Annotated in this window: 27 protein-coding genes; 14 read left to right on the plus strand and 13 right to left on the minus strand. The window is 71.1% G+C overall.

Features of this window, described 5'->3' with window-relative positions:
- Positions 1–116 precede the first annotated feature (116 nt).
- Complete coding sequence (phaR, locus tag VLI41_RS15235; protein WP_325268936.1) at positions 117–719, plus strand: polyhydroxyalkanoate synthesis repressor PhaR; 603 nt, start codon at positions 117–119, stop codon at positions 717–719.
- Between the two features lie 40 nt (positions 720–759).
- Positions 760–1,092, plus strand: a complete 333-nt coding sequence (locus tag VLI41_RS15240; protein WP_325268937.1) for a hypothetical protein — start codon at positions 760–762, stop codon at positions 1,090–1,092.
- Here the strand turns inward: VLI41_RS15240 and VLI41_RS15245 are convergent.
- On the minus strand, positions 1,089–1,403 hold the full coding sequence (locus tag VLI41_RS15245) for a helix-turn-helix domain-containing protein (protein ID WP_325268938.1): 315 nt from the start codon (positions 1,401–1,403) through the stop codon (positions 1,089–1,091). The two genes, VLI41_RS15240 and VLI41_RS15245, sit on opposite strands and share 4 nt — an antisense overlap.
- A 132-nt stretch (positions 1,404–1,535) precedes the next feature.
- Positions 1,536–2,276 (minus strand): glycosyltransferase family 2 protein, encoded by a 741-nt coding sequence (locus tag VLI41_RS15250; protein WP_325268939.1) that lies wholly within the window; start codon positions 2,274–2,276, stop codon positions 1,536–1,538.
- Between the two features lie 55 nt (positions 2,277–2,331).
- On the opposite strand from VLI41_RS15250, the gene VLI41_RS15255 reads away from it, so the two are divergent.
- Together VLI41_RS15255 and VLI41_RS15260 are read left to right on the plus strand one after the other, a co-directional pair.
- Complete coding sequence (locus tag VLI41_RS15255; protein WP_325268940.1) at positions 2,332–4,026, plus strand: glycosyltransferase family 39 protein; 1,695 nt, start codon at positions 2,332–2,334, stop codon at positions 4,024–4,026.
- Positions 4,023–4,937, plus strand: a complete 915-nt coding sequence (locus VLI41_RS15260) for a hydroxymethylglutaryl-CoA lyase (RefSeq protein ID WP_325268941.1) — start codon at positions 4,023–4,025, stop codon at positions 4,935–4,937. Before VLI41_RS15255 ends, VLI41_RS15260 begins: the two co-directional genes overlap by 4 nt.
- Here the strand turns inward: VLI41_RS15260 and VLI41_RS15265 are convergent.
- From VLI41_RS15265 to VLI41_RS15280, 4 genes are read right to left on the minus strand one after another with little or no spacing between them, the layout of a single operon-like run.
- Positions 4,917–5,855, minus strand: coding sequence for a glycosyltransferase family 2 protein (locus tag VLI41_RS15265; RefSeq protein WP_325268942.1), 939 nt, complete (start codon positions 5,853–5,855; stop codon positions 4,917–4,919). The two genes, VLI41_RS15260 and VLI41_RS15265, sit on opposite strands and share 21 nt — an antisense overlap.
- Positions 5,852–7,825, minus strand: a complete 1,974-nt coding sequence (thrS, locus tag VLI41_RS15270) for a threonine--tRNA ligase (RefSeq protein ID WP_325268943.1) — start codon at positions 7,823–7,825, stop codon at positions 5,852–5,854. Before thrS ends, VLI41_RS15265 begins: the two co-directional genes overlap by 4 nt.
- Positions 7,822–8,094 carry a membrane protein insertion efficiency factor YidD gene (gene yidD / locus VLI41_RS15275; protein WP_325268944.1) on the minus strand — a complete coding sequence of 91 codons (273 nt, stop codon included), beginning with the start codon at positions 8,092–8,094 and terminating at the stop codon, positions 7,822–7,824. Before yidD ends, thrS begins: the two co-directional genes overlap by 4 nt.
- A gap of 56 nt (positions 8,095–8,150) precedes the next feature.
- Positions 8,151–8,600 carry an iron-sulfur cluster assembly scaffold protein gene (locus tag VLI41_RS15280; RefSeq protein WP_325268945.1) on the minus strand — a complete coding sequence of 150 codons (450 nt, stop codon included), beginning with the start codon at positions 8,598–8,600 and terminating at the stop codon, positions 8,151–8,153.
- A gap of 115 nt (positions 8,601–8,715) precedes the next feature.
- Between VLI41_RS15280 and VLI41_RS15285 the strand changes: the two genes are divergently transcribed.
- Entirely contained in the window at positions 8,716–9,165 is a 450-nt protein-coding gene (locus VLI41_RS15285; RefSeq protein WP_325268946.1) for a hypothetical protein, read from the plus strand.
- Here VLI41_RS15285 and VLI41_RS15290 read toward each other — a convergent pair.
- Positions 9,152–9,727: an SRPBCC domain-containing protein gene (locus VLI41_RS15290; protein ID WP_325268947.1), complete on the minus strand. Its 576-nt coding sequence runs from the start codon at positions 9,725–9,727 to the stop codon at positions 9,152–9,154. The genes VLI41_RS15285 and VLI41_RS15290 overlap by 14 nt on opposite strands.
- A 64-nt stretch (positions 9,728–9,791) precedes the next feature.
- The gene (cysS, locus tag VLI41_RS15295; RefSeq protein WP_325268948.1) at positions 9,792–11,174 is read right to left on the minus strand and encodes a cysteine--tRNA ligase; all 1,383 of its coding nucleotides are present in this window, start codon (positions 11,172–11,174) and stop codon (positions 9,792–9,794) included.
- A gap of 182 nt (positions 11,175–11,356) precedes the next feature.
- On the opposite strand from cysS, the gene folE reads away from it, so the two are divergent.
- The 6 genes from folE to VLI41_RS15325 all read left to right on the plus strand — a co-directional run bounded on the left by folE (position 11,357) and on the right by VLI41_RS15325 (position 16,015).
- A complete protein-coding gene (gene folE / locus VLI41_RS15300) occupies positions 11,357–11,989 on the plus strand; it encodes a GTP cyclohydrolase I FolE (RefSeq protein WP_325268949.1) in 633 nt (210 codons plus the stop codon).
- 16 nt (positions 11,990–12,005) lie between these two features.
- Positions 12,006–12,404 carry a phosphoribosyl-AMP cyclohydrolase gene (hisI, locus tag VLI41_RS15305; RefSeq protein ID WP_325268950.1) on the plus strand — a complete coding sequence of 133 codons (399 nt, stop codon included), beginning with the start codon at positions 12,006–12,008 and terminating at the stop codon, positions 12,402–12,404.
- Positions 12,401–13,027, plus strand: coding sequence for a LysE family translocator (locus VLI41_RS15310; RefSeq protein ID WP_325268951.1), 627 nt, complete (start codon positions 12,401–12,403; stop codon positions 13,025–13,027). The genes hisI and VLI41_RS15310 overlap by 4 nt, the downstream gene beginning before the upstream one ends.
- Positions 13,028–13,074: 47 nt before the next feature.
- On the plus strand, positions 13,075–14,034 hold the full coding sequence (locus tag VLI41_RS15315) for an RluA family pseudouridine synthase (protein ID WP_414692574.1): 960 nt from the start codon (positions 13,075–13,077) through the stop codon (positions 14,032–14,034).
- 236 nt (positions 14,035–14,270) lie between these two features.
- Positions 14,271–15,158 (plus strand): RNA polymerase sigma factor RpoH, encoded by an 888-nt coding sequence (gene rpoH, locus VLI41_RS15320; protein ID WP_325268953.1) that lies wholly within the window; start codon positions 14,271–14,273, stop codon positions 15,156–15,158.
- Between the two features lie 128 nt (positions 15,159–15,286).
- Positions 15,287–16,015 carry an MBL fold metallo-hydrolase gene (locus VLI41_RS15325; RefSeq protein ID WP_325268954.1) on the plus strand — a complete coding sequence of 243 codons (729 nt, stop codon included), beginning with the start codon at positions 15,287–15,289 and terminating at the stop codon, positions 16,013–16,015.
- Between the two features lie 6 nt (positions 16,016–16,021).
- Here the strand turns inward: VLI41_RS15325 and VLI41_RS15330 are convergent, their stop codons facing one another.
- The gene (locus VLI41_RS15330; RefSeq protein ID WP_325268955.1) at positions 16,022–16,834 is read right to left on the minus strand and encodes a response regulator; all 813 of its coding nucleotides are present in this window, start codon (positions 16,832–16,834) and stop codon (positions 16,022–16,024) included.
- A 149-nt stretch (positions 16,835–16,983) separates the two neighbouring features.
- On the opposite strand from VLI41_RS15330, the gene VLI41_RS15335 reads away from it, so the two are divergent.
- The gene (locus VLI41_RS15335; RefSeq protein WP_325268956.1) at positions 16,984–17,862 is read left to right on the plus strand and encodes an SMP-30/gluconolactonase/LRE family protein; all 879 of its coding nucleotides are present in this window, start codon (positions 16,984–16,986) and stop codon (positions 17,860–17,862) included.
- A 5-nt stretch (positions 17,863–17,867) separates the two neighbouring features.
- Here the strand turns inward: VLI41_RS15335 and VLI41_RS15340 are convergent, their stop codons facing one another.
- Positions 17,868–19,154: an adenylosuccinate synthase gene (locus VLI41_RS15340; protein ID WP_325268957.1), complete on the minus strand. Its 1,287-nt coding sequence runs from the start codon at positions 19,152–19,154 to the stop codon at positions 17,868–17,870.
- 92 nt (positions 19,155–19,246) lie between these two features.
- Complete coding sequence (locus VLI41_RS15345; RefSeq protein ID WP_325268958.1) at positions 19,247–19,867, minus strand: acyloxyacyl hydrolase; 621 nt, start codon at positions 19,865–19,867, stop codon at positions 19,247–19,249.
- A gap of 94 nt (positions 19,868–19,961) precedes the next feature.
- Between VLI41_RS15345 and VLI41_RS15350 the strand changes: the two genes are divergently transcribed.
- Positions 19,962–20,381: a VOC family protein gene (locus VLI41_RS15350; protein ID WP_325268959.1), complete on the plus strand. Its 420-nt coding sequence runs from the start codon at positions 19,962–19,964 to the stop codon at positions 20,379–20,381.
- Positions 20,378–21,364 (plus strand): threonine/serine dehydratase, encoded by a 987-nt coding sequence (locus VLI41_RS15355; protein WP_325268960.1) that lies wholly within the window; start codon positions 20,378–20,380, stop codon positions 21,362–21,364. Before VLI41_RS15350 ends, VLI41_RS15355 begins: the two co-directional genes overlap by 4 nt.
- Positions 21,365–21,394: 30 nt before the next feature.
- Here VLI41_RS15355 and VLI41_RS15360 read toward each other — a convergent pair whose 3' ends face one another.
- Together VLI41_RS15360 and VLI41_RS15365 are read right to left on the minus strand one after the other, a co-directional pair.
- The gene (locus VLI41_RS15360) at positions 21,395–24,559 is read right to left on the minus strand and encodes an efflux RND transporter permease subunit (protein WP_325268961.1); all 3,165 of its coding nucleotides are present in this window, start codon (positions 24,557–24,559) and stop codon (positions 21,395–21,397) included.
- Positions 24,556–25,629 (minus strand): efflux RND transporter periplasmic adaptor subunit (locus VLI41_RS15365; protein ID WP_325268962.1); only part of this gene is annotated, 1,074 nt, incomplete at its 5' end. The genes VLI41_RS15365 and VLI41_RS15360, both read right to left, overlap by 4 nt.

Consider the following 25,629-nt stretch of genomic DNA (forward strand, 5'->3'; position numbering starts at 1 on the left):
GTTCCGCAACCCCGCATCGCGCAAATTCGCAGCCGCAATTGCTAATCGCCTCGCATCCGCGATACTGCGGTGCAGAAACGCGGCGCCGCAGCGGGCGTCCGGCGCAAGGGTTTGGGATGGCTGACACCCCGGGTAAGGACGCGCCCCAGGGCGAGCGCGTGGTCATCAAGAAATACGCCAACCGGCGGCTCTACAACACCGCCTCCTCATCCTATGTGACCCTCGAGCACCTCGCCGACATGGTGAAGCGGGGCGTCGATTTCGTGGTCTATGACGCCAAGACCAACGAGGACATCACCCGCTCGGTCCTGACGCAGATCATTTTCGAGGAGGAGAGCCAGGGCCAGTCGCTGCTGCCGATCCAGTTCCTGCGGCAGCTGATCGGCTTCTACGGCAATTCGCTGCAGTCGCTTCTGCCCAGTTACCTGGAGATGTCGCTGGCCGCCTTCACCCAGCAGCAGGAGCGGATGCGCAGCCAGATCTCCGCGCTGGGCGCGGCCGGCGGCATGAACGCCTACGAGGAGCAGATCCGCCAGAACCTCGCCCTGTTCGACCGCGCGATGAAGATGTTCACCCCGTTCGCCGATGCCAAGGCCCAGGGACCCGCCCCCGCCGGGCCGAAGGCTGAACCGCCGGCGAGCGATGACGCGCTGACCCAGCTACGCAGGCAAATGGAGGAGATGCAGGCGCAGATCGACAAGCTCGCCACCAAGCGCTGACGTCACAGGCGTCTGGCTCAGGGTTTGCAGCCGCTTAAGCATGATGTCCCGAATCGAGCCGATCCGTCGTTCGGACCTTCCGCGCCGCGCCCAGACGGCAGATCCGGGCGCGCCGCAGGCCGCTGACGAGGCCGGGCCCGCGCGCCTGCCGGTCCCGGTGACTCGCGCGCCGCCGATCGAGCCCCGTTCGGAGCGCCCGAGCGGGCGCGCCGAGCTCGCCGCGCAGTTGATCGGCCAGGACGGCGCCAAGCGCGGCCTGCGCGCCGGCCCCGCAGCATTCGATGCGGCCAACAACCTCTATAACCGCACCGAATGGTCAGGTTCGAAGGACCGCAGGTCACGCCGGGGCGCCAACGCCCGCGCCGAAGTCTAACCGCGCTTCAGCCGGGCGATCTCGGCCTCGAGCGCCGCCATGCGCCGCTCGAGCGCGGCGATCCGACCCGCCACGTCTCCTTGGCCGGGCGCCGGGGTCGAAACGCCGGCCCGCAAGGCCACCTCAGCCGCCGGCGCGCCCAGGAGCTCGGCGAATTTCGCCACCTCCTCGGCGGAAAGCTCCCGCTGGTCCTTGAAGACCAGGGCGAGCTCGGCCTCGCTGAGACCGCTCGCGCTCGCCAGCACCTCGCGCGACAGCCCGCGTTCGGCGAGGCGCGCCTCGAACCAGTCGACATCGAAGAACAGGGCCATGGAGCTCCAGGCCGAGTGGCGCCGGTCTTGCTTGACCGCGATCGAGACCATCGACCATGGGCCCAGCATGCTGCAACTCGTCTGCCGCGCTTTCGACCTCGCGCTCGTGGCCCTGATCTTCAGCGCCCTGACCTAGAGCTCCTCGACGCCGGCCGGATCGCGCGCCCTGGACTGCAGCCACATCACCCCGAGCAGATCCGAGAGCGACACCCAGAGCCGGCCGAGATTGGTGTACTTCGAGCGGCCGGTGGTGCGATGGCGGTGGTTCACCGGCAGGAACGCCGTCCGGTAGCCCTCCCGGACCATCAGCGCCGGCAGGTAGCGATGGATGTGGTCGAAATAGGGGAGCCTCAGGAAGGCCTCGCGGCGGAACGCCTTCAGCCCGCAGCCGGTGTCGTTGGCGGTGTCGCGCAGCAGGCGCTTGCGCACCCCGTTGCCGATCCGCGAGGCGATCTTCTTGGCCCGGCTGTCCTGGCGCTTCACCCGCTCGCCGCCCACCAGCGCCAGGTCGGGCCCGCCGGCCAGCAGCGCGTCCACCAGCTTCGGCCCGTCGGCCGGGTCGTTCTGGCCGTCGCCGTCGAGCGTGACGATGATCTCGCCGCGCGCGCCCAGGACGCCGGTGCGGATGGCGCGGCTCTGGCCGGCGTTCTTGCGGTGGGCCAGCACCCGCAGCTCCGGCATATCCCGCTCGAGCGCCTCTAGCCCGGCGCGGGTGCCGTCGCGGCTGGCGTCGTCGACGAACACCATTTCAAAGCTGCGGCCCTTGAAGGCGGTCGCGATCTCGCGGGCGAGCGCGGGCGCCGCGCCCGCCTCATCGAAGACGGGCACGACAATCGAAACCTGGGGCGCGGAGGCGGCGGGGCGGCGGGCCATGGCGCCTGCATAGCCGAAAAGCTGGTCCGTGGAAGGATCATGCTATCAGGATGACATGACGCTCGAGGGGGAACTGGCGCGGTGGAGCCGGGGATGGCGCGGACCCGCCGTGGCGGCCTTCATCGCCTTCCTGGCCGGGCTGCCGGGCCTGATCGCCGTGCCTCCGCTCGACCGCGACGAATCCCGCTTCGCCCAGGCGACGGCGCAGATGCTGGAGAGCCGCGATTTCGTGGTCATCCGCTATCAGGAGCAGCCGCGCTTCAAGAAGCCGGTCGGCATCCACTGGCTGCAGGCGGCCAGCGTCAGCCTGTTCTCCAGCCCGGAGGCGCGGCAGATCTGGGCCTACCGCATTCCCTCGCTGATCGGGGCGATGCTGGCCGCCGCCGCCTGCGCCTGGGGGGCCGCGGGCTTCTTCGGCGACGAGGCCGGACTGCTCGCCGGCGCCATGCTCGGGGCGAGTTTTCTGCTCTCCACCGAGGCCTTCATCGCCAAGACCGACGCGGTGCTCTGCGGCGCGACGACGCTGGCCATGGCGGCGCTCGGCAGGATCTACGCCTCGGCGCGCGGCGGGCCGCCGGCCGGGCGCGCGGCGGCCATGGCGTTCTGGGCGGGGCTGGGGGTCGCCACCCTGGTGAAGGGCCCCGTCGGACCGATGGTGGCGGCGCTCGCCGTCCTGGCTCTGGTCGTCGCCGAGCGGCGGGCCGGCTGGCTCGCCCGGCTCGACGCCTACTGGGGGCTCGTCCTGTTCCTGATCATCGTCGGACCGTGGGCCGGGGCGGTCACGGTGGCCACCGACGGCGGCTTCTGGTCGAGCGCGGTGGCGGGCGACCTCGCGCCGAAGCTGGCCGGCGGCCAGGAGACCCATGGCGCGCCGCCGGGCTACCACACGCTGCTGGCGCCGATCCTGGCGTTCCCGATGACGCTGCTGCTGCCGGCCGCCGCCGTCACGGCGTGGCGGCGGCGTGGCGAACCCGGCGTCCGCTTCGCCCTGGCCTGGCTGATCCCCACCTGGCTGGTGTTCGAGGCGCTCCCGACCAAGCTCGTCCACTACACCCTGCCGGCCTATGGCGCCCTCGCCTGGCTGGCGGGCGCGGCCCTGGCGCAGCCCCTGGGCGCCCGGGCGAGGTGGCTCGGCGCGGCGCTGCAGGCGCTGGCCGGGCTGATACTGGCGGCCGGGGTGGTCTACCTGATGAAGCTCTACGGGACGGGCGCAGAGGCGCCGGAAGCGGTGCTGACGGCGGCGCTGCTCGCGGCGGCCGGGCTGGTCGCGGCCTACCTCCTGGTCCGCCGGGCGCCTCTGAAGGCGGCGGTCTCGGGGCTCGGCCTCGGCCTCCTGGGCCACGCCGCGCTCGCGGCCGGGCTCGCGCCCAGGCTTCAGCCGCTCTGGCTCTCGGAGCGGGTCGAGGATGCGATGGCCCGGGCGCAGCTGCTGCCCAGCCAGGGGCTCGCCGACGCCCCGGTGACCGTCGCCGGCTACGCCGAGCCCAGCCTGGTCTTCGAGCTCGGCACCGACACCGAGCTGGGCGACGCCGAGGACGCCGCGGCGGCCATGGTCGAGCACCGCCCGGCCGTGGTGGAGGCCCGCGAAGAGCCCGCCTTCCGCAAGGCGCTCGCCGCCGACCATGCGGCCGCGATCCCGGTCGCCCGCATCGACGGCGTGGACTATTCAACCGGCCACAAGCTCTCCCTACGTGTCTACAAGGCGCCCGACGCGCCGAACGGGGCCGAGCCGGGAGACAGCCAGCCATGAGCCGCCGCATCGAGATCGTGGAAGTGGGCCCGCGCGACGGGCTGCAGAACGAGAAGGCGCTGCTGGAGATCGATCAGAAGATCGAGCTCATCCAGCGCCTGGAGCGGGCGGGCGCCCGCCGAATGGAGACCGTCTCCTTCGTCAATCCCAAGCGGGTTCCGCAGATGGCCGGCGCGGAAGAAATCTCGGCCGCCCTGCCGCACGCCGAGGGCCGTTCGCGGATCGGCCTGGTGCTGAACGAGCGCGGCTGGGACCGCTGCCTGGCCGCCGGCTGCGACGAAGCCAACGTGGTGGTCTGCGCGACCGACGGCTTCGGCATCCGCAACCAGGGGGCCTCGGTCGAGGAGCAGGTCGCCGCCATGCGGAAGATCGCCGCGCGCAAGCACGCCGAAGGCGGCCCGCCGATCACCGTGACCATCTCGGTGGCGTTCGGTTGCCCGTTCGAGGGGGAGGTCTCGGAGGCGCAGGTGTTGCGCATCGTGCGCGCTGCGGCGGAGGCCGAGGTGGACGAGCTCGCCCTCGCCGACACCATCGGCGTGGCCGATCCGTGGCTGGTGCGGCGGCGCATCGAGGCGACGCGGACCGCCGCCCCGGGCCTTCGCCTGCGCATGCATTTCCACGACACCCGCAACACCGGGCTCGCCAACGCCTTCGCCAGCGTCGAGGCGGGCGTCGAGGTGCTGGACGCCAGCTGCGGCGGCCTGGGCGGCTGCCCCTTCGCGCCGGACGCCACCGGCAACATCGGCACCGAGGACCTGGTCTACATGCTCGAGCGGGCGGGCTATTCGACCGGCTACGACCTCGAGGCGCTGATCGCGACCGCCGATTGGGTCACGGGCCTTCTCGGCAAGCAGCCGACGGCATCGGTGAGCCGGGCGGGGGGCTTCCCCCTAAGTCGCGCGGCCGGTTAGCCGCCAGAGCAGGGGCCGGGCCAGCGCCGCCCCGACCACCAGCGGGGACAGCAGGCACGCCGCCAAACGCTCCGGCAAGGTCTCCGCCCGCTTGCGGAAGTAGCGGGCGAGCCCGACGCCCTTGTGGAACTCCACGCGCAACGGGCTGGTCTGGCTGGTGTGGCCCAGGTGGATCACCTCGGCCTTCGGATGGAACAGCACCTGGCCGCCCTGGCGGCGCACCCGCCAGCAGAGGTCGACATCCTCGACGTGCAGGAAATAGCCCTCGTCGAAGCCGTCCACGGCCTCGAAGTCCTCGCGACGCATGCAGAAGCAGGCTCCCGAGATGGTCGGGACGAGCGAGACGCCCTCGGGCTCGGCGTCGTCCTCCCAGTGAACCTCGAAGCGCCGCCAGCCCGGCACGCGCTGCGCCAGGCGGCTGAGCGACAGCAGCGCGCTCATCGGGGTGATGTCGCCGCGACGGCCGCCGCGCTGCTCCGAGCGGTCGGCGTTCAGCACCCGGCCGCCGACCAGGCAGGGCGCCGGGCGGCTCTCGATCTCGCGGACCAGCTCGGCCACGCAGCCGGGCTGCAGGAAGGCGTCGGGGTTCAGGAACACGAGCAGGTCGCCGCGCGCCTTGCGCACGCCGAGATTCGCGCCACGCGCGAATCCGACATTGCCGTGTCCGCCCAGCAACACCACACGCGGATCGCGCGCGGCCAGGCTGCGCAGCACGTGCGCCTCGGCTTCGCTCGAGCCGTTGTCCACCACCACCAACTCGTCGACCAGCGGGTCGCGCAGCACGCACGCGAGGCTCTCCTGGAGGGCCTCGCCGGTCATGTAGACCACCATGATCACCGAGACGGCGCGGCGTGGCTTGAGGAACTCCGCGAGCTCCGCGGGTTCCGCGGCGACGATGGGTGCGGCGACGCCGTTCATCCAGCCTCCCTGACCACCGCCGTGCGAGGCGCCGGCGCGCCCGCCACCTGCCTCGCAAGATCAGGCGGACTCGCCTCAGAGGCAAGCGCATTTGACGCTTCGTCCAGTCCGATCAGCTGCTGCCCGTCCGAGCCCAGGCGGCGCAAGGCGAGCTGCCGCTGCTCAGCCTCGCGGCGGCCGACGACAGCGATCACCGGCACCTTGGCGAGGCTGTGCTCGCGGACCTTGTAGCCCACCTTCTCGTTGCGGAGATCGAGCTCCACCCTCAGCCCCCTCGCCTGCAGCGCCGCGGCCGCCTCGCGCGCGTAGTCGTCAGCGTCAGAGGTGATTGTGGCCACAACAAGCTGAACAGGAGCCAACCAGAGCGGAAATGCGCCGGCATAGTGCTCGATCAGCACGCCGATGAATCGCTCGAGCGAGCCGCAGATCGCCCGGTGCAGCATCACCGGCCGGTGCTTCTGGCCGTCCTCGCCGATGTAGCTGGCGTCGAGCCGCTCGGGCAGCACATAGTCGAGCTGGATCGTGCCGCAGGCCCAGCTGCGGCCGATCGCGTCCCGCAGGATGAAGTCGAGCTTCGGCGCATAGAAGGCGCCGTCGCCCTCGGCGATCACCGGCTCGACGCCGGCCTTGCGCGCGGCGGCCAGCATCTGGGCCTCGGCCTTGTCCCAGAATTCGTCGCTGCCGGCGCGCAGCTCTGGCCGGGTCGCCAGGGCGACATGCTCCCGCTCCAGGCCGAAGTCGGCGTGGACCGAGCTGGCGAGCTCGATGAAGCGGGCCGTCTCGTCCTCGATCTGGTCCTCGCGGCAGAAGATGTGGGCGTCGTCCTGGGTGAAGCCGCGCACCCGCATCAGGCCGTGCAGCGAGCCGGACGGCTCGTAGCGGTGACAGGCGCCGAACTCGGCGAGCCTCAGCGGCAGGTCGCGGTAGCTCTTGATGCCCTGGTTGAAGATCTGCACGTGGCCCGGGCAGTTCATCGGCTTCAGCGCCAGTTCCTCGCCCTCCTCCGTCTCGCAGACGAACATGTTCGGGCGGTACTTCTCCCAGTGGCCCGACTTCTCCCAGAACACCCGGTCCAGCACCTGCGGCGTGCGGATCTCCGCATAGCCCGCCGCGTCCAGCCTTCTCCGAATGTAGCTCTCGATCACGCGCCAGAGCGTCAGGCCCTTGGGATGCCAGAACACCATGCCCCGGCCCTCTTCCTGCATGTGGAAGAGGTCCATGGCGCGGCCGATCCTGCGGTGGTCGCGCTTCTCGGCCTCCTCCAGGCGGTGCAGGTAGGCTTCCAGCTCGGCCTCGCTGGCCCAGGCCGTGCCGTAGATCCGCTGCAACTGCGGATTGCGGTGGTCGCCGCGCCAGTAGGCGCCGGCCAGCTTGGTCAGCTTGAACGCCTTGCCGGCCGCCTTCGTGGACGGCAGGTGCGGCCCGAGGCAGAGGTCCTTCCAGCTCCCCTGCCGATAGACGCTGATCTCCTCGCCCAGCGGCAGGTCGCGGATGATCTCGGCCTTGTAGCGCTCGCCGATGGATTCGAAGTGGCGGACCGCCTCGTCGCGGTCCCAAACCTCGCGCTGGATCGGTTCGTCGCGGTCGACGATCTCCTTCATCCGCGCTTCGATCTTGGGCAGGTCGTCGAGACTGAACGGCTCGTCGCGCGCGAAGTCGTAGTAGAAGCCGTCCTCGATCGCCGGGCCGATGGTCACCTGCGTGCCCGGATAGAGCTCCTGCACCGCCTCGGCCATGATGTGGCTGATGTCGTGGCGGATGGTCTCCAGCGCCTCAGGGCTCTCGCGCGTCAGGATCTCGAAGCGCCCGCCCTTGGCGAGCGGGCGGTCGAGATCGAGCAGCTCGCCGTCGAGCTTCACGAGAACGGCCTTCTTCTCCAGCGATTTGGAGATGCCGGCGGCGATGTCGCGGCCCGTGACGCCGTCGTCGAACTGGCGCTTGGAGCCGTCGGGAAAAATCAGGTCGATCATGTCTCACACGTCCACGTTCGCGCGGCAGGGGGCTTTCCCTTGCGGCGCGGGGGCGGGACCGGGTCGTACCCTGATCCACCCCAGGGATGGCAACGACACAGCCGGCGCAGCGCGAGACCGCTCCCGCGCCACGGGCCGTGGCCGATCAGGGCTTCAGCGGCATATTCCGAGCAGGTCGGAAGGTACCGGCACTGCCGCCCGATCAGCGGCGAAAGCGTCAGCTTGTAGGCGCGAAGCGCGCCCCTGACGCAGCTCTCGTAAAGGGTCATGCCGGTGAGCGGATTTGAGGAACGGTCCGAGCGCTTACGCCGGGCCTACGAGAGGATCAAGCCGCGCCGGCGGGGCTAGTTCGCGCCATCGCCTTGCGCACAGCCTCGCACACCGCCTCGAACGCGAGCAGCGTCGAGGCGTGGCGGGCCGGATAGTCCTTCACAGGCGCAAGCATCGCCAGGTCCGCAAATCGTCCGTCGGGCGGGGAGCCGCCTTCCTTCAACATAGCACGAAACTGATCGCGCGCGCTTTCCAGTTCGTGAACGGAGGCGCCGAGCACATTCGCCCCCAGCACCGAGGCCGAGGCCTGACCCAGCGCGCAGGCCTTCACCTCCTGGGCGAAATCGGCCACGCGGTCGCCGTCGATGGCGACGTCGACGAGCACCCGACTGCCGCACAGCTTGGAGATCTTCTCGGCCGAGCCCTGGGCATGCGCCAGCCGCCCGAGCCGCGGAAGATTGGCCGCCAGGGCCAGCACCTTCGCCGAGTAGAGATCGTCGATCATGCGGGGGATGTAGGGCGCAGGCCCGGCGGGGGCAATCAGACGATGCCACGCGCTTTCAAATCCTCCCCCGCAGGGGAGGTAGCGCGGGCGCCGCACGTCATGCCAAGCTTCCCTCATGCATCTGCGTCTTGTCCTCACGCTCGCCCTCATCGCCGTCGCGCCGGCGGCGCTGGCGCGGGGGGATACGATGCAGATGATCATGGCGGGCCAGGTGAATCCGGCCGCCTTGGCGTTCTGGGCGGCCGGCAACGATCCGCCGGAGAGCGAGACCCCGGCCCAGGCGAAGCTGCGCTGGGCCGCCGCCCTGAAGGGCGCGAAGGCCATGCAGGCGTGGGGAAAAACCCTCCAACGACCGCCATTCACGCGCTCCGGGCGCTGGAACGACGACGCCCGGCTGATGATCGAGGTGGCGCGCCTGGGCGAGGCGCCGGTCCGCGCAAACGACGCGGCCAAGGCCTTCGAGATGGGCGGGCGGCTCTACGACGCCTGCAACGAGTGCCACAAGCTCTACGTGCCCCGCCCTGGGGCGACGGTCCCGCGCGAGTCGCCGCTCAATCCGCCGTGAGCCGCGCCGCGCCGTTCTGCGCCTGCCACTGCGCCTCGGCGCGGGCCTTCAGCGCCTCGCCCATGGCCTGGAAGCCGCGGTGGATGGCGCGGCCCGACTGCCTGACCACCGAAGCGCCCATCAGCCCGCCGAAGATCTCGCCGTTGTTCAGGATGCAGCTCTCCTCCGCGAGGCTATCGATCTCGATGTAGCGGACGGTCTTGACCAGGCCGCCCATCAGCGACAGCCGCCAGTGCAACTGCTCGTTGGGCACCCACTCCAGCACGGTGGGCTGGATGGCGCGCTCCGGCTGGCCCGGCACCGCCAGGGTCAGGGAGAGCGGCGCGCCGATGCGGATCACGCCGGAGGCCTTCGGGTAGAGCGGGTTCCACTCGCTCCAGCTCTCGAGATCGTAGAGCACGTCCCAGATCGCCTCGGCCGGGGCCTGGACGCCGATGCGGTGCTCGATGCGGACGCCGCGCGGGCCGGCCGGCGCTTTCGGCGCGGCCCCGCCTTTCGGCTTCGGCGGCCCCATGCGGCCGAAGGGGCTGACTTTCAGGGGCGGCGGCGGGGCGATCGGCATAACCCGCCAACGAGGCCCGAGGAGTTGGGCGATTGCAAGGCCTTAGGCGCAGCTCGCAGGCCGGTCATGCCGGCGCCTTGAGCCGCCAGGTCGCGCCGGCGGGACCGTCCATCACCTCGACTCCCAGGGCGGTGAGCTCGGCGCGCAGGCGATCGGCCTCGGGCCAGTCCTTCTCGCGCCGGGCGAGATCGCGGGCGGCCACCAGCGCCTCGATGCGCCCCTTCAGGCCCTCGTCCGCGCCGCCCTGGAACCACTGCTCCGGATCGGCGGCGAGGAAGCCCATCAATCCCGCGGAGCCCAGGAGCTCGCCCTTCGCCCGGCGCTTTTCCTCCGCGGACCCGTTCTCCAGCTTCGCAGCGAGCGCGAAGAGCTCGGCCATCGCGGCGGCGGTGTTGAGGTCGTCGTCGAGCGCGGCGAGGAAGCCGGCCGAAGGTTGCTCGCTCTCGGGGGCCACGTCGGCGGCGCGGCGAAGCGCCCCATAGAGCCGGTCGAGCGAGCGCCTGGCCTGCTCGATCAGCTCCCCGTTCCATTCCAAGGGCGCGCGATAGTGGCCGACCAGCAGCGCCCAGCGGATCGCCTCGCCCGGGTAGCGCCGCAGGAGATCGTGGGCGAGCGCCACGTTGCCGACGGACTTCGACATCTTCTCCTCGCCGAAGTTCAGGAAGCCGTTGTGCAGCCAGTAGTGGGCGTAGGTCGGCTCGTGCGTGGCGCAGACGCCCTGGGCGCGCTCGTTCTCGTGGTGCGGGAAGACGAGGTCGACGCCGCCGCCGTGGATGTCGATCGGCAGCCCCAGCGTCTGCTCGATCATCGCCGAGCACTCGATGTGCCAGCCGGGCCGGCCGGGGCCCCAGGGGCTTTCCCAGACCGGCTCACCGGGCTTCGAGGGCTTCCACAGCACGAAGTCGGCCGGGTTCTGCTTGTAGGGCGCCACCTCGACGCGTGCGCCGGCGATCATCTCGTCCAGCGGCCGGCCCGAGAGCTGGCCGTAGTCGGCGTAGGCCTGGGTGTCGAACAGGACGTGCCCCTCGGCGGCGTAGGCGGCGTTGTTGCGCACGAGCTGGCCGATCATGGCGATGATCGCATCCATCGTCCGCGTCGCGCGCGGCTGGAAGGTGGGCGCGAGCGCGCCCAGTTGGGCCGCGTCTTCATTGTAGGCGGCGAGGTAGCGGTCGGTCACCGCTTCGATCGGCGCGCCCTCCTCGGCGGCCCTGGCGTTGATCTTGTCGTCGACGTCGGTGACATTGGCGGCGTAGAGCACCGCGTCTTCGCCATAGACATGGCGCAGCAGCCGGAACAGCACGTCGAACACCACCACCGGGCGGAAGTTGCCGACGTGGGCGAAGTTATAGACCGTAGGCCCGCAGACATACATCGTCACCCGCTCGGGATCGCGCGGGACGAAGGGGCGCTTGGCGCGCGCCATGGTGTCGTAGAGGGCGAGAGCCATCGATCTCTTACGCTGCGGAACGGTTGCCCCCGAAGGGGGGCAGCCCATATACAGGCAGCCTGGATGGGACGCCACGGGAACCCCGGCGGCCATTTTCCGTCCAAGTGAAAGGGGTGGCCACGCGTCATTTCCGGGACCTTCGTCCCGGCGCAACTCAGCCCCGGAAAGACCCGCATTCAGACATGGACGCCATCCGCGACCGAACCCTGGTCGGCTCCGACACCGACCTTGATCTTGAAGCCGTGAAGCGCCCCACCCGCGAAGAAGCGATGGCGGCCGTTCGCACCCTGATCGCCTGGGCCGGGGACGACCCCCGCCGCGAAGGCGTGATCGACACCCCCAAGCGCGTCGTGGACGCCTTCGGCGAATGGTTCGAGGGCTACAACCTCGATCCCGCCGTCGAGCTGTCGCGCACCTTCGAGGACGTGCAGGGCTACGACGACATCGTCATGCTGCGCGACATCGAGGTGGAGAGCCACTGCGAGCACCACATGGCGCCGTTCCTGGGCAAGGCGTTCGTCGCCTACATGCCGACCAATCGCGTGGTCGGCATCTCCAAGCTGGCCAAGGTGGTGGAGATCTTCGCCCGCCGCCTGCAGACCCAGGAGACCATGACCCAGCAGATCGCCGATGCGATCACCGACAGCCTGCGGCCCGCAGGCGTCGCGGTGCTGATCGATGCGGTCCACCAGTGCATGACCACCCGCGGCGTGCACCACCGGCACGTGTCGACGCTCACCACCCAGTTCACCGGCGTCTTCAAGACCGACCCGACGCTCCGCCAGCGGTTCCTGGATTTCGTCAACAAGCGCTGAGGCGCTAAGGAGGGGAATGGCCGAGCCGTCGTTCCCCACCGCCCCCACCCCCGAGGCTCTCGAGCACGGCGATCAGCTGGCGCCGCGGTTCGACGCCAACGGGCTGGTGGCGGCGATCGCCACGCACGCCGAAACCGGCGAGGTGCTGATGCTCGCCTGGATGAACGCCGAGGCGCTTTCGCAGACGCTGGCGACCGGCGAGGCGCACTACTTCAGCCGCTCGCGAAACGAGCTCTGGCGCAAGGGCGCGACCAGCGGCCAGGTCCAGCAGGTGGTCGAGGCGCGCATCGACTGCGACCAGGACGCCGTCTGGCTCAAGGTGCGGCCGCAGGGCGACGGCGGCGCCTGCCACACCGGCGCGCGCTCCTGCTTCTACCGGGTGATCGAGAACGGCAAGCTGAGGGCCGCGCCGTGACCGTGCCGGAGGCGCTGATCGCCTTCACGGTGGCGGCCGGCCTGCTCACCCTCACGCCCGGGCTGGACACCGCCCTGGTGCTCCGGACCGCGGCGGTGGAGGGGCCGAAGACCGCGTGGCTCGCGGCCATCGGGATCTTCATCGGAACGCTCGGCTGGGGCGCGCTCGTGGCGCTTGGGGCGGGCACGCTGCTCGCGACGTCGCCCATGGCGTTCCTCGTTCTGAAGTGGGCCGGAGCCGCCTATCTCCTCTGGCTCGGCCTGCGGCTGATCCTGAAGCCCCGCGACCGGTTTGAGGTCGCCGGCGCCGCGCCCCCGCCCAGAAGCGGACTCGCCTGGCTTTCGCGCGGCGCGCTCAACAACCTGCTCAATCCCAAAGCCGGCGTGTTCTACGTCTCGTTCCTCCCGCAATTCGTGCCGGCCCATGTGCCCGCGGCGCCGTTCATGTTCCTGCTGGCCATGCTGCACGACGTGCTGGGCGCCATCTGGTTCGCCATCCTGATCGGCGCCACGCAGCCGATCTCCCAGCTGCTGCGACGGGCCGGCGTCGTCCGCTGGCTCGACCGGCTGACCGGCGGGGTGTTCATGGGCTTCGGCGTGCGGCTGGCCCTGGAGCGGCGCTAGCCGTGCGCGCGCCGGAGCCCGCCCGCGAGCCGGCGGAAGACGACGATGTGCGGATCGTCGAGGTCGCGCCCGAGGACGCCGGCGGCCGCATCGACAAGGTGCTCGCCGGGCTGTTGCCGGAGCTCTCCCGCGCCCGCGTCCAGGCGCTGCTGGCGCAGCGACGGGTCAGCCGCGACGGCGCGCCGCTCACCGGGAATTCCGGCCGCGCCGAGGCCGGGCTCTACCGCATCGAGATCCCCCCGCCGGAGCCGGCCGAGCCGCGGGCCGAGGCCGTCCCGCTGAAGGTGCTGTTCGAGGACGCCCACCTGATCGTCGTCGACAAGCCGGCCGGCATGGCGGTGCATCCCGCCCCCGGCAGCGAAAGCGGGACCCTGGTCAACGCCCTCCTGCACCACTGCGGCGAGACCCTGTCGGGCGTGGGCGGCGTGGCGCGGCCCGGGATCGTGCACCGGATCGACAAGGAGACCTCCGGGATCGTGGTGGCCGCCAAGACGGACCAGGCGCACCAGGGACTCTCGGCGCTGTTCGCCGCCCATGACATCGAGCGCGTCTATGTGGCCCTGGTGCGCGGCGCCCCGACGCCTCGCCGCGGCAGCATCGATGGCGCGATCGGCCGCTCGACCCACGACCGCAAGAAGATGGCCCTCGTCAGGTCCGGCGGGCGCGCGGCGACGACCCATTACCTCACCGAACGGACGTTCGGACCCGACGCAAAGCCGCTCGCCGCCCGGCTCGCCTGCAGGCTGGAGACCGGGCGGACCCACCAGATCCGGGTGCATCTGGCGTCGAAGGGCTGCCCGTGCCTCGGAGATCCGCTCTATGGCTCCGGGCCGCCCGCCGAGCCGGTGCGCCGCGCCATCGCCGCGGCGGGTCTGTCGCGCCAGGCGTTGCACGCCGCGGTCCTGGGCTTCCGCCATCCGGTCAGCGACGCGCCCCTGCGCTTCGAGAGCCCGCCGCCCGCCGACATGGCCGAACTGGAGCGGCGGCTGGACGCGCTGCCGCGCTGAGCCGCAGCGCAAGCTCAGCTAACAGCCTCTGTGAGAAAGCTTGCCTTGAAGGCGCCGCGTTCGAGGTTTAGAAATAACCCACTAGAGCAGTCGGACATTCGGGTCGCCGCCTCCCCGCCCGCGACCTACCGCCGCCGCAACCCCGATCCTATCTCATAGGTTGGAGGGGGCGGATGGTCCTTGTGCGCGTCACGCGCCACGGCCCGAAACGTCCGGGAACCAAGAGGGGATGATCCATGGCCGCCAACGCGCTCGCCGTCATGTCGCCGGAAGGCGGCCTCAGTCGCTACCTGTCCGAGATCCGCAAGTTCCCGATGCTGGACAAGGACGAGGAGTTCATGCTCGCCAAGCGCTGGCAGGAGCATGAGGATCCGCAAGCCGCCCACCGGCTGGTCACCAGCCATCTGCGCCTGGTCGCCAAGATCGCCATGGGCTACCGCGGCTACGGCCTGCCGATCGGCGAGGTGATCTCCGAAGGCAACGTCGGCCTGATGCAGGCGGTGAAGAAGTTCGATCCTGACCGCGGCTTCCGGCTGGCCACCTACGCCATGTGGTGGATCCGCGCCGCCATCCAGGAATACATCCTGCGCTCGTGGAGCCTGGTGAAGATGGGCACCACCGCGGCGCAGAAGAAGCTGTTCTTCAACCTCCGCAAGGCCAAGAGCGAGATCTCCGCCCTGGAGGAGGGCGACATGCACCCCGACCAGGTGCGCCAGATCGCCACCAAGCTGGGCGTGCTGGACGAGGAAGTGATCTCGATGAACCGCCGGCTCTCCGGCGGCGACGCCTCGCTGAACTCCCCCCTGCGCTCCGATTCCGAGAGCGAGTGGCAGGACTGGCTGGTCGACGAGCAGACGCCGAACCAGGAGCACGTGGTCGCCGAGTCCGAGGAGCGCTCGATCCGCATGGGCCTCCTGGAGGAGGCGATGGCCGAGCTCACCGACCGCGAGCGGCACATCCTGACCGAGCGGCGGTTGAAGGACGATCCGACCACGCTCGAGGAGCTCGCCTCGCAATACGGCGTCAGCCGCGAGCGCGTGCGCCAGATCGAGGTCCGCGCCTTCGAGAAGCTGCAGAAGGCGATGCGCGCCGCCGCCCAGGAGCGCAACCTGGTCAACGCCTGAGCCGCCGGCGGAGCTGGGTCCCCGCGCCGGCCGCGCGGGGAATCGCTCGTTCTCGCGCGGTTGTGTCTGAACAGCCGGGAGCGGCTGAGGTAGAACACGCGCCAGCCTTCCCAATCGCGAGAGCCGAGATGGACGTGCGGACCGCTGAGATCGCCGACGGGATCTATCGCTTTTCGAGCTACGTGCCCGAGATCGCCGCGCCCGCCGGCTTCACCTTCAACCAGTACCTGATCGACGCCGAGCAGCCGCTGCTGTTCCACACCGGCCCGCGGCACATGTACCAGGCCGTCTCGGCCGCCATGGCGCGGATCCTTCCGGTCGCCAGCCTCCGCTGGCTCTCGTTCGGGCACGTGGAGTCCGACGAGTGCGGCTCCATGAACCTGTGGCTCGCCGCGGCGCCCGAGGCGCAGGTGCTGCACGGCGCGACCGCCTGCATGGTCTCGCTGAACGACCTCGCCGACCGGCCGCCGCGAATTCTCGCCGATGGCGAGACGCTCGACCTCGGCGGCCGGCGCATCCGCTGGATCGACACCCCCCACGTGCCGCACGCCTGGGAATCGGGGCTGATCTTCGAGGAGACCACCGGCACGCTGTTCACGGGCGACCTCTTCACCCACGTGGGCGACGGCGCCGCCCTCACCCACGAGAGCCTGGTCGCGGCCGCGGCCGCGACGGAGGCCATGTTCCGCTCCACCTCGCTGACGCCGCAGACCGCGCCGACGATCCGCCGGCTGGCCGGACTCGCGCCCCGCACGCTGGCGGTGATGCACGGCTCGTGCTTCTCCGGCGACGGCGCGCGCGAGCTGCAGGCCCTGGCCGACTACTACCAAGCGGCGTTCGAGACCGCCGCCGCCTGAGCGGGCTCAGGCCGCCTGCGGGCTCTGGTCTTCCCGTGGCAGATAGGCGAGCAGGGCCGCGGCCTTGCGCTCGAGATCGCCACGCTGTGCGCCGCCGCCGTGCTCGATCGCCTCGACGTGCCGGGCGAATTCGATCACCGCGGTGGTCAGTCTCATGTCGCCGGCCTGGGCCGCCGCTTTCCGCAGGTCCCGCAGCTGGGTCTGCATCGCCCGCAGGGCCTGCGCCGGGTCGCGCTCGACCGCGCCGATCGCGGAGCGGAGGATCTTCAGCGCCTGGGCCGTTCGCGCCGCTTCCAGGGCCGGGGGCGCATCGGAGCGCCGCTTCAGCGGGCCGGCGTAATCTCCCGAGTTGAACCGCCGGCGGTCGGGCCCGACGTAATCCACGGCTTCGATCCAGTCGCGCGGATGCAGGGTCACCGCTTCCAGCCGGCGGGTGAGGTCCTTCACGGTGAAGGGTTTGCGGATGAACTCGTGCACGCCGGCGTCGCGGGCCGCGAGGATCGCGGCGGCGGTCGCCTGGCCGGACACCATGATCACCGGCGCATCGCGGCAGGCGAGCGTCGAGCGACGCAGCCGGCGGGTGAAGTCGACGCCGTCGAGGCCCTCGCCCGCCAGCTCGACGAACATCAGATCGGGACCGACGGCGCCCGCCAGCTTCAGCGCCTTCGCGCTTGTCGCCGCGGCCCAGACCTGGCACCGCACCATGCTGCGCATAAGCTCGCCGAGCAGCTTGGCGTTGGCGACCTGCGGGTCGACGATCAGCACCCGCTGCAGCAGCGGCGCCATGGCCTGGATGGTCTTGCTGTCGCGGTCGAACAAGCCCGTCGCTCCCGTCGGCCCCATGGCTAGGGCCGCGTCGGTAAAGAGCCGGTTACGAGACCCGCGTTCCGTGGCCGTTGCGCGACGGCTTGACGCAGCCCCGGACGGGGGCTCGAAGTGAGCGCGTGCGAGAGATCGGGGGCGGCGAAATGGCCAGAGCAGCGAAGGTCCTGACCGGCGGCATCTACTTCGGCGAGGGGCCGCGCTGGCACGACGGGCGGCTGTGGTTCAGCGACTTCTACGCCCACGCGGTGAAGTCGGTCTCGGCCGCGGGCGAGGTGCGCACCGAGCTCACCCTCGACGACCAGCCTTCCGGCCTCGGCTGGATGCCCGACGGCGACCTGCTGGTGGTCTCGATGACGCGCCGGCTGCTGCTGCGCCGCAATGCGGCCGGGCAGATCCGCACCCACGCCGACCTGAATCCCATCGCCACCTGGCACTGCAACGACATGGTCGTGGACGGCCAGGGGCGCGCCTACGTCGGCAACTTCGGCTTCGACCTAGACCGCGAGCTCACCGCGCGCGGCGCCGAAAGCGTGATCGCCGACCACGTCGCGGCCAAGCTCGCCCGGGTCGATCCGGACGGCGGCGTGCATGAAGCCGCCGCCGACATGCATTTCCCGAACGGGACGGTGATCACGCCCGACGGCAAGGCCCTGATCGTCGGCGAGACCCTGGGCGGCTGCCTCACCGCCTTCGACATCGCCGCGGACGGGGCGCTTTCCAACCGCCGCGAATGGGCCTCGCTGCGGCCGCGGCTGCCGGACGGCATCTGCCTGGACGCCGAGGGCGCCGTCTGGATCGCCAACCCGATCGCCCCGGAATGCGCCCGCATCGCCGAGGGCGGCGAGGTGCTGGAGGTGATCGCGACCGAGATGCCCTGCTTCGCCTGCATGCTCGGAGGCGACGATGGCCGCACGCTGTTCATGCTCACCGCCCGCTCCTCGCTGCCCGACGAGGTGGGCCAGACCGCCCACGGCCAGATCGAGGTCGCCACGGTCGACGTGGCTCACGCCGGGCGGCCGTAGGAGGCTCAATCCGCGAACGGGTCGTGCATCATGATGGTGTCGTCGCGCTCGGGGCTGGTGGAGAGCAGGGCGACGGGCGCGCCGATCAGCTCCTCGATGCGGCGGACGTACTTGACCGCGTTGGCCGGCAGGTCGCGGAAGCTGCGCGCGCCGTGGGTGCTCTCGCGCCAGCCCTCCACCTCCTCGTAGACCGGCGTGAGCTGGCCCTGCGCCTTGAGGCCGGCCGGCAGGTGGTCGAGCTCGCGCCCGTCCAGCCGGTAGCCGGTGCAGATCCTCAGGCTCGGCAGGCCGTCCAGCACGTCGAGCTTGGTGAGCGCGACGCCGGCGATGCCGTTCAGCGCCACCGACTGGCGCACCAGCACTGCGTCGAACCAGCCGCAGCGCCGCGCGCGTCCGGTGACGGTGCCGAACTCGCGGCCCACCTCGCCGATCCGGCGGCCGATCTCGTCCTCGAGCTCGGTCGGGAACGGGCCCTCGCCGACGCGGGTGGTGTAGGCCTTGACGATGCCCAGCACATAGCCTGTCGCCTTGGCGCCGAGGCCGGAGCCGGCGGCCGCCTGGCCGGCCACGGTGTTCGACGAGGTCACGTAGGGATAGGTGCCGTGGTCGACGTCCAGCAGCGCGCCTTGCGCGCCTTCGAACAGCACCCGCTTGCCGGCCTTCACCACCCTGCTCAGCAGCAGCCAGGCGGGGCGGGCGTAGGCCAGCACCTGCGGCGCGACCGCCTGCAGCGCGGCGAGCAGCTCGGCGGGGTCGGCGTCGGGCAAGCCCAAGCCGCGCCGGAGCGGGGCGTGGTGGGCGAGCAGCCGGTCGATCTTGGCCTCCAGCGCCTCGCGGTCGGCGAGGTCGGCGACGCGGATCGCCCGGCGGCCGACCTTGTCCTCGTAGGCCGGCCCGATGCCGCGGCCGGTGGTGCCGATCTTGTTGGCGGCGGCGGCCTCGCGCGCCTGGTCGAGGTCCTTGTGCAGCGGCAGGATCAGGCAGGCGTTGTCGGCGAGCGCCAGGATCTGCGGCGTGATCTCGACGCCCTGGCCGCGGACCTTCTCGATCTCCTCCAGCAGGTGCCAGGGATCGACCACCACGCCATTGCCGATCACCGAGAGCTTGCCCTGCACGACGCCGGACGGCAGCAGCGAGAGCTTGTAGGTCTGGTTGCCGACCACCAGGGTGTGGCCCGCGTTGTGGCCGCCCTGGAAGCGCACGACGACCTCGGCGCGGTTGGACAGCCAGTCCACCAGCTTGCCCTTGCCCTCGTCGCCCCACTGGGCGCCGACCACCGTCACATTGGCCATGGATACGATCCTCCAACCTGCCGGGGTTGGATCATGCCCGCCCTTCGACAGGTGCTCGGCGGGGAGACCGTGGATCGATTTTGGGCGCGGACCTAGGGGGCCGGCGCGCCGAGGGCGTAGATCACCCGCACGCCGGCGTCGTCAAGCCCCTGGTTCTTGCCGTGATGGAAGACCTCGCCGTTGGAGATGTGCACCCAGGAGAGCTCGGCGCTCCAGCGCGGCGACAGATGCGCCCCCAGCGCGATCTCCGGCTCGAACAGCAGCCGGGAGCCGAAATCGATCCGCGTCTGGAACAGATGCAGCCGCCGCTGGATCTCTTCCGGCGTGAGCCCCGGCGCGTTGACCGGCGGCAGGCCCGCCTTGCCGTCGGTATAGGCGAGGCCGAGGCCCGGGCGCAGATAGAGCCGGTGGGTCAGCCGGACGGGCCAGGAGAGCCCCGCGGCCACGAAGTCGCTGGTGTGGTTGGTGTTGACCGAGACGAAGGCGTGGGCCTGGGGCGCGCCGATCAGCCGGAGCGCCTCGATCCGGCCCGAGCGGAGGCCGAGCTCGAGATCGGCGCCCTTCTCCCGGTCGGCGGCGCCCGAGCCGATGGCGCTCCCGAGGAAGCTCACGTCGTGGGCGTAGGCCCCCAGCATGAGCTCGGCGGCGAACGCCGGGCCCGCCAGGCCGAGGCCCGCGAGCGCCGCCGCCGTCGCGGCCAGCTTGCACAGCATGATGAACCCTCCCCCGAAGGCTTGAGCTTAGCGGGTCCCGGGGCGCGCGGAAGGGCTCTCGCGCGGCGGCGGTCATTTCGTCTATGAGGCGGGCATGGACCTTCCCCGCTTCCACCTCGCCTTCCCGGTGCGCGACCTCGCCGAGGCGCGGGCCTTCTACGGCGGGCTGCTGGGCTGCCCGGAGGGGCGCTCCAGCGACGCGTGGGTCGACTTCGACTTCCATGGCCACCAGATCGTGGCCCACCTCGCCCCGGCCGAGCAGCGGTCGGGCGCCACCAACGCCGTCGATGGCGAGGCCGTGCCGGTGCGCCACTTCGGCGTGATCCTGGGCCTTCCCGAGTGGCGGCGGCTGGCCGAGCGCCTGACCGCAGCCGGCGTCAGCTTCGCCATCGCCCCGCAGGTCCGCTTCCAGGGCGAGCCCGGCGAGCAGGCGACCATGTTCTTCCTCGATCCCTCCGGCAATGCGCTCGAGTTCAAGGCTTTCGCCGCGGATTCCATGGTGTTCGCCCGGTGAGCGGCGCGCCCGCCCTCAGCTTCGCCGACGTCGAGGCCGCCGCGGCGCGGATCGCGGGCCAGGCGGTGGTCACGCCGCTGATCGAGAGCCCTGCGCTCAGCGAGCGGCTGGGCGTGCGGTGCCTGCTCAAGCTCGAGACCCTGCAGCGCGTCGGCGCCTTCAAGTTCCGCGGCGCCTACAACCGCCTCGCCCAGCTTTCGCCGGACGAGCGCAAGCGCGGCGTCGTCGCCTTCTCCTCCGGCAACCACGCGCAGGGCGTGGCGCTGGCGGCGAGGCTGCTCGGCATGCCGGCGCTGATCGTCATGCCGGCCGACGCGCCGGCCATCAAGGTCGCGGCCACCGGCGGGTACGGGGCCGAGATCCGGCCTTACGACCGGCTCAGCGAGAGCCGCGAGGCGATCGCCGCCCAAATCGCCGCCGAGCGCGGGGCGGTTCTCGTGCCGGCGTTCGACGATCCGATGATCGTCGCCGGCCAGGGCACGGTCGGGCTGGAGATGGTCCGGCAGGCCGAGGCGATCGGCGCGCGCCTCGACCTGGTCGCGGCGCCCGCGAGCGGCGGCGGGCTGCTGGCGGGGATCTCGCTCGCAGTGAAGGCGCTCTCGCCCGCCACCGAGCTGTGGGCGGTCGAGCCGGCCGGCTTCGAGGACCTGCGCCAATCGCTCGAAGCCGGCGAGCGCGTGACGATCAAGCCACAGGGCCGCTCGCTCTGCGACGCCCTGGAGAGCCCCTTCCCGGGCGAGATCACCTTCCCGATCCTGAAGCGCAACCTGGCCGGCGCCGCGGCGGTCACCGACGCAGAGGTCGCCGAGGCCATGCGCTACGCCTTCGCGACCCTGAAGCTGGTGGTCGAGCCGGGCGGCGCCGCGGCGCTGGCCGCGCTCCTGGCGGGCAAGCTGAAGCCGCGCGGTGCGGTGGGCGTCGTCCTTTCCGGGGCCAATGTGGATCCAGACCTCTACGCCCGCGTGATCCGGGGCGAGCTGTAGTCGGCCGCCAAGCCGGGACGACCGGGGAGGTCAGAGGCGGTCCTCGGGCGCGGCGGCGGCGGGCGCAAGCGGCGGGGTGATGATCCGCGCGAGCTTCGGCTTCAGCCACTGCTCGAAATCGTCGACGAACTCATAGACCACCGGCACCAGCACCAGCGACAGCATGGTCGAGGTGATCAGCCCGCCGATCACCGCCACGGCCATCGGCTGGCGGAACTCCGCGCCCTTCTCCAGCGCGAGCGCCGTGGGCAGCATGCCGGCGGCCATGGCCATGGTGGTCATCACGATCGGCCGCGCCCGCTCGCGGCAGGCCTCCAGCAGCGCCTCGCGCTGCGAGAGCCCCGCCCGCTCGCCCTCGATGGCGTATTCCACGAGCAGGATCGAGTTCTTCGCCGCCAGCCCCAGCAACATCAGGAAGCCGATCAAGGAGGGGATCGACAGCGACAGCCGGAACATCAGCAGGCCGAGGAAGGCGCCGCCCACCGCCAGCGGCAGCGCCGAGAGGATCACCGCCGGCTTGAAGAACGAGCGGAACAGCAGCACCAGAACCGCGAAGATCATCGAGACCCCGGCGAAGATGGCCAGGCCGAATGAGGAGAACAGCTCCCGCATGGCCTGCTGCTGGCCGATGTCGGCCGGCCCCACGCCGGGCGGCAGGTGCTTCATGATCGGCAGCTTCTGGATCGCCGCCGTGGCCTGCCCGAGCTCGACCCCGTTCAGCCCCGCCTCGATGGTGATCTGCCGCTTGCGGTTGAGCCTGGAGATCTGCGCCGCGCCGGCCTGGAAACCCACGTCGGCCACCTCGTCGAGCCGGGTCGTCCCGCCGGAAGCGGTGGGCAGCCGAAGGCCCTCGATGCGGCTCAGGTCGACGCGGGCGTCGGCGGGCAGGCGCACGCGGATCGGAATGCGCCGCTCGCCCTCGTCCATCTTCGGCACGTTGGCGTCGACGTCGCCCACCGTGGCGACCCGGGCGATGGAGGCGATGGTGTCGGCGGAGACGCCCAGGCGGGCGGACTCGGCCGGCTTGGGGCGGATCACCACCTCGGGGCCGCTGGGCGGCACCGAGGGCCTCGGGTTCACCAGGATCGGCAGGGTGCGCATCTCGCGCTGCAGCTCGAGCGCGGCGCGGTCCAGCGAGACCGGATTGTTGCCGGAGAGGATCTGCTGCACGCCGGCCTGGCCCTGGAAGTCGAGGAAATCGACTCGGGCGTCGGGGATCTCGCGTAGCGCCTGGCGGTATTTCAGGCGGATCTGGTCGCCGCTGAGGTGGCGCTTCGGGTTGAGCAGTATGGTGGCGGTGCCGCTGCGCAGATCGCCTCCGCCGCCGCCCCCGCCGCCGGGGCCGAAGCCCTGGCTGGCGGTCGAGCCCACCTGCACGAACACGCCGGTGATGGTGGGATCGCCCCGGAAGGTCGCATCGATCCGCTTGGCGACGGCCTCCATGTCAGAGGCCGTGGCGCCGGGCGGGCCCTGGATGTTCACATAGAGATAGTCGGGATCGCCCGCCGGCTGGAATCCCTTGGGCAGCAGCGGCACCAGGGTCATCGAGGCGAAGAAGATCACCCCGCCCAGCACGGTGGCGACGATGCGGTGGTCGAGCGCCCAATCCAGCGCCTTCCGATAGAAGCCTTCGAAGGGCTTGCGGGCGTGGGGGCGCGCGGTGGGCTTCATCAGATAGGCCGCCATGAGCGGCGTGAGCAGGCGCGCGACCAGCAGCGAGAACAGCACGGCCACCGAAACGGTCAGGCCGAACTCCTTGAAGAACTGCCCGGCCATGCCCTTCATGAAGCTCACGGGCGTGAACACCACCACGATGGCCATGGTGGTGGCCACCACCGCCAGCCCGATGGCGTCGGCGCCCTCCATGGCCGCCTGGAAGGGCCTCACGCCCATCGCCACGCGTTTCTCGATGTTCTCGATCTCGACGATGGCGTCGTCGACCAGGATGCCGATCACCAGGGTCAGCGCCAGCAAGGTCACGACGTTCAGCGAGAACCCGAACAGGTTCATGACGAAGAAGGTCGGGATCAACGAGACCGGCATGGCGATGGCGGCGATCGCGGTCGCGCGCCAGTCCCTGAGGAACAGGAAAACCACCAGGGCGGCCAGCGCCATGCCCTCGGCCAGCACGTGCAGGGTCGCATTGTAGCTCGCCCGGGTTTCGTCGACCGACGAGAAGATCTTCGCGAAGGTGACGCCCTGGCCGGGGCGGGCGATCGGGGTGAACTTCACGCCGGGGTGCGCCGCCGCCAGGCTGGCCAGCGCCGCCTTGACCTCGTTCTCGACGGTGACGTCGCTCGAATCCTTGGTCTTGGACAGATTGAAGCCCACCACCGGACGGCCGTTCAGCCGGGCGAAGCCGCGGACCTCGCTCGAGCCGTCGCCGATATCGGCCACATCGGTCAGCTTCACGTAGCGGTTGGTCCCCACGGGGATGGAGAGTTCTCTCAGCGCCTGCAGGGTCTTCACAGAACCCAGGACCCGCAGCGTCTGCTCCTGCCCGCCCACGTCCAGCCGTCCGCCCGGCGCGTCCAGCGAGATCGAGCGCAGCGCATTGTTCACCTGTGGGGCGGTGAGCCCGCGCGCCGCGATCCGCTCCGGATCCAGGATGACGTTGATCTCCCGCGTCACCCCGCCCACCCGGCTCACCCCCGCCACCCCGGCGAGCGCCTGCAGCGTCTGGGAGACGGCGTCGTCGACGAACCACGACAGATCCTGATCGCTCATGCCGGGAGCGGCGACGGCGTAGGTGAGGATCGGACGATCCTCGATCTCGACGCGCTGCACGATCGGCTCGTCGATGTCGCGCGGCAGCTGGGCGCGAACCTGCGCGACCCGCTGGCGAACCTCGTCCGTCTTCTTCTGCAGGTCCTCGCCGAGCTCGAACTCCATCGAGGTCGTGGAGACGCCCTGGGTGACGGTGGAGAGGATGTCCCGGACATCGGCGATGCCGGCCATGGCGTCCTCGACCGGCCGGGTGACCTGGGTCTCCATCTGGTCGGGCGCTGCGCCGTTCTCGGTGACGGTCACCGCCACCACAGGGAAGGAGACGTTCGGGTACTGCTTGATCGCCAGGCCGGTGTAGGAGATCAGCCCGGCCACCACGAGGGCGATGAACAGCACCGCCACGGGCACCGGGTTGCGGATCGCCCAGGCCGAAATCCGCACCCGCGGCCGGTGGATCGGGTCGCTCATCGCGATGCGCCTGCCGCCGGCGCGGGCGCCGCGGCGGCCTCGACCGGCCGCACCAGATCGCCGTCGAGCAGCAGGCCGCCCGCGGCGCGCACGACCCGCGCGCCCGCGGCGGGCCCCTTGATCAGCTGCACCCAGCCGCCGCCGCGCTGGCCGGTCTGGACCATCGCCCGGCGCACATGGTTGGTCGCGTCGACGACCATGACGCTCGCCCCGTCGGCGTCGTAGCTGACGGCGGTGTCGGGCACGGACAGCGCGACCCCGCTCGCCTCCGTGAACACCGCGCGGCCGAAGCCGCCGGCGCGGATGTCGGGGCGGACCGGCAGCCGCACCCGCACGAAGCCGAGCTTGGTCTGCGCATCCACCTGCGGGCTGATCAGGCGCACCACCCCGGTCACCGTCGCCCCGTCCGGCAGGGTGACCAGCGCGCGGCTGCCCGGATGGATCTTCGCCAGGTCGTCTTCGGCGAGCTGCGCCTGCAGCTCGATCTCGCCGTCGCGGGCCATCCGGAACCAGGGCGTCGTGCTGACCGCTGAGAGGTCGCCCGGGCGCACCGTCTTCTCGAGGATCAGCCCCGAAACCGGCGCGGTGACGTTCATCTTGGCGTAGCGGGTCTTCAGGTCGCGCAGCTGGGCGGCCGAGGCCCGCGCCTGGAACCGCCGCTGGTCGATCTGCTCCTGGGCCAGCACGCCCTGGCCATCCAGGCCCTTGACCCGCGCGGCCTGGTCGGCGGCCTGGTCGTACTGCGCCTGCGCCTGGGCGATCTGGGCCTCGATCAGCGACGGATCGAGCCGCACCAGCACCTGGCCCTTCTTGACGAACTGACCGACGTCGGCCAGCACCGCGGCGACCCTATAGCCGGTGACCTCGGGCAGGACGGCGGCTTCCTCGCGCGGCGTCAGGTCGCCCGACGCCGAGAGGCCGCCGGTGATCGGCCGGCTCTCGACCCGCACCACGTTGAACGCGCGCGCGCGGTCGGCCTCGGTCTCCTTGACCGGCGGCTTCTTGCAGGCGGCGAGCGCCAGGACGGCCGCGAGGGCCAGAAGGGCTTTCGAGGATCGCATCCGGTCTCG

The sequence above is a fragment of the Phenylobacterium sp. genome (genome assembly GCF_035475775.1).
Classification (GTDB): domain Bacteria; phylum Pseudomonadota; class Alphaproteobacteria; order Caulobacterales; family Caulobacteraceae; genus Phenylobacterium.

Bases quoted from the DNA above. Each gene is read 5' to 3' on its own strand.
- phaR (WP_325268936.1), top strand. From the start codon at position 117: ATGGCTGACACCCCGGGTAAGGACGCGCCCCAGGGCGAGCGCGTGGTC.
- VLI41_RS15240 (WP_325268937.1), top strand. From the start codon at position 760: ATGATGTCCCGAATCGAGCCGATCCGTCGTTCGGACCTTCCGCGCCGC.
- VLI41_RS15245 (WP_325268938.1), bottom strand. From the start codon at position 1,403: ATGGCCCTGTTCTTCGATGTCGACTGGTTCGAGGCGCGCCTCGCCGAA.
- VLI41_RS15250 (WP_325268939.1), bottom strand. From the start codon at position 2,276: ATGGCCCGCCGCCCCGCCGCCTCCGCGCCCCAGGTTTCGATTGTCGTG.
- VLI41_RS15255 (WP_325268940.1), top strand. From the start codon at position 2,332: ATGACGCTCGAGGGGGAACTGGCGCGGTGGAGCCGGGGATGGCGCGGA.
- VLI41_RS15260 (WP_325268941.1), top strand. From the start codon at position 4,023: ATGAGCCGCCGCATCGAGATCGTGGAAGTGGGCCCGCGCGACGGGCTG.
- VLI41_RS15265 (WP_325268942.1), bottom strand. From the start codon at position 5,855: ATGAACGGCGTCGCCGCACCCATCGTCGCCGCGGAACCCGCGGAGCTC.
- thrS (WP_325268943.1), bottom strand. From the start codon at position 7,825: ATGATCGACCTGATTTTTCCCGACGGCTCCAAGCGCCAGTTCGACGAC.
- yidD (WP_325268944.1), bottom strand. From the start codon at position 8,094: ATGACCCTTTACGAGAGCTGCGTCAGGGGCGCGCTTCGCGCCTACAAG.
- VLI41_RS15280 (WP_325268945.1), bottom strand. From the start codon at position 8,600: ATGATCGACGATCTCTACTCGGCGAAGGTGCTGGCCCTGGCGGCCAAT.
- VLI41_RS15285 (WP_325268946.1), top strand. From the start codon at position 8,716: ATGCATCTGCGTCTTGTCCTCACGCTCGCCCTCATCGCCGTCGCGCCG.
- VLI41_RS15290 (WP_325268947.1), bottom strand. From the start codon at position 9,727: ATGCCGATCGCCCCGCCGCCGCCCCTGAAAGTCAGCCCCTTCGGCCGC.
- cysS (WP_325268948.1), bottom strand. From the start codon at position 11,174: ATGGCTCTCGCCCTCTACGACACCATGGCGCGCGCCAAGCGCCCCTTC.
- folE (WP_325268949.1), top strand. From the start codon at position 11,357: ATGGACGCCATCCGCGACCGAACCCTGGTCGGCTCCGACACCGACCTT.
- hisI (WP_325268950.1), top strand. From the start codon at position 12,006: ATGGCCGAGCCGTCGTTCCCCACCGCCCCCACCCCCGAGGCTCTCGAG.
- rpoH (WP_325268953.1), top strand. From the start codon at position 14,271: ATGGCCGCCAACGCGCTCGCCGTCATGTCGCCGGAAGGCGGCCTCAGT.
- VLI41_RS15325 (WP_325268954.1), top strand. From the start codon at position 15,287: ATGGACGTGCGGACCGCTGAGATCGCCGACGGGATCTATCGCTTTTCG.
- VLI41_RS15335 (WP_325268956.1), top strand. From the start codon at position 16,984: ATGGCCAGAGCAGCGAAGGTCCTGACCGGCGGCATCTACTTCGGCGAG.
- VLI41_RS15340 (WP_325268957.1), bottom strand. From the start codon at position 19,154: ATGGCCAATGTGACGGTGGTCGGCGCCCAGTGGGGCGACGAGGGCAAG.
- VLI41_RS15345 (WP_325268958.1), bottom strand. From the start codon at position 19,867: ATGCTGTGCAAGCTGGCCGCGACGGCGGCGGCGCTCGCGGGCCTCGGC.
- VLI41_RS15350 (WP_325268959.1), top strand. From the start codon at position 19,962: ATGGACCTTCCCCGCTTCCACCTCGCCTTCCCGGTGCGCGACCTCGCC.
- VLI41_RS15360 (WP_325268961.1), bottom strand. From the start codon at position 24,559: ATGAGCGACCCGATCCACCGGCCGCGGGTGCGGATTTCGGCCTGGGCG.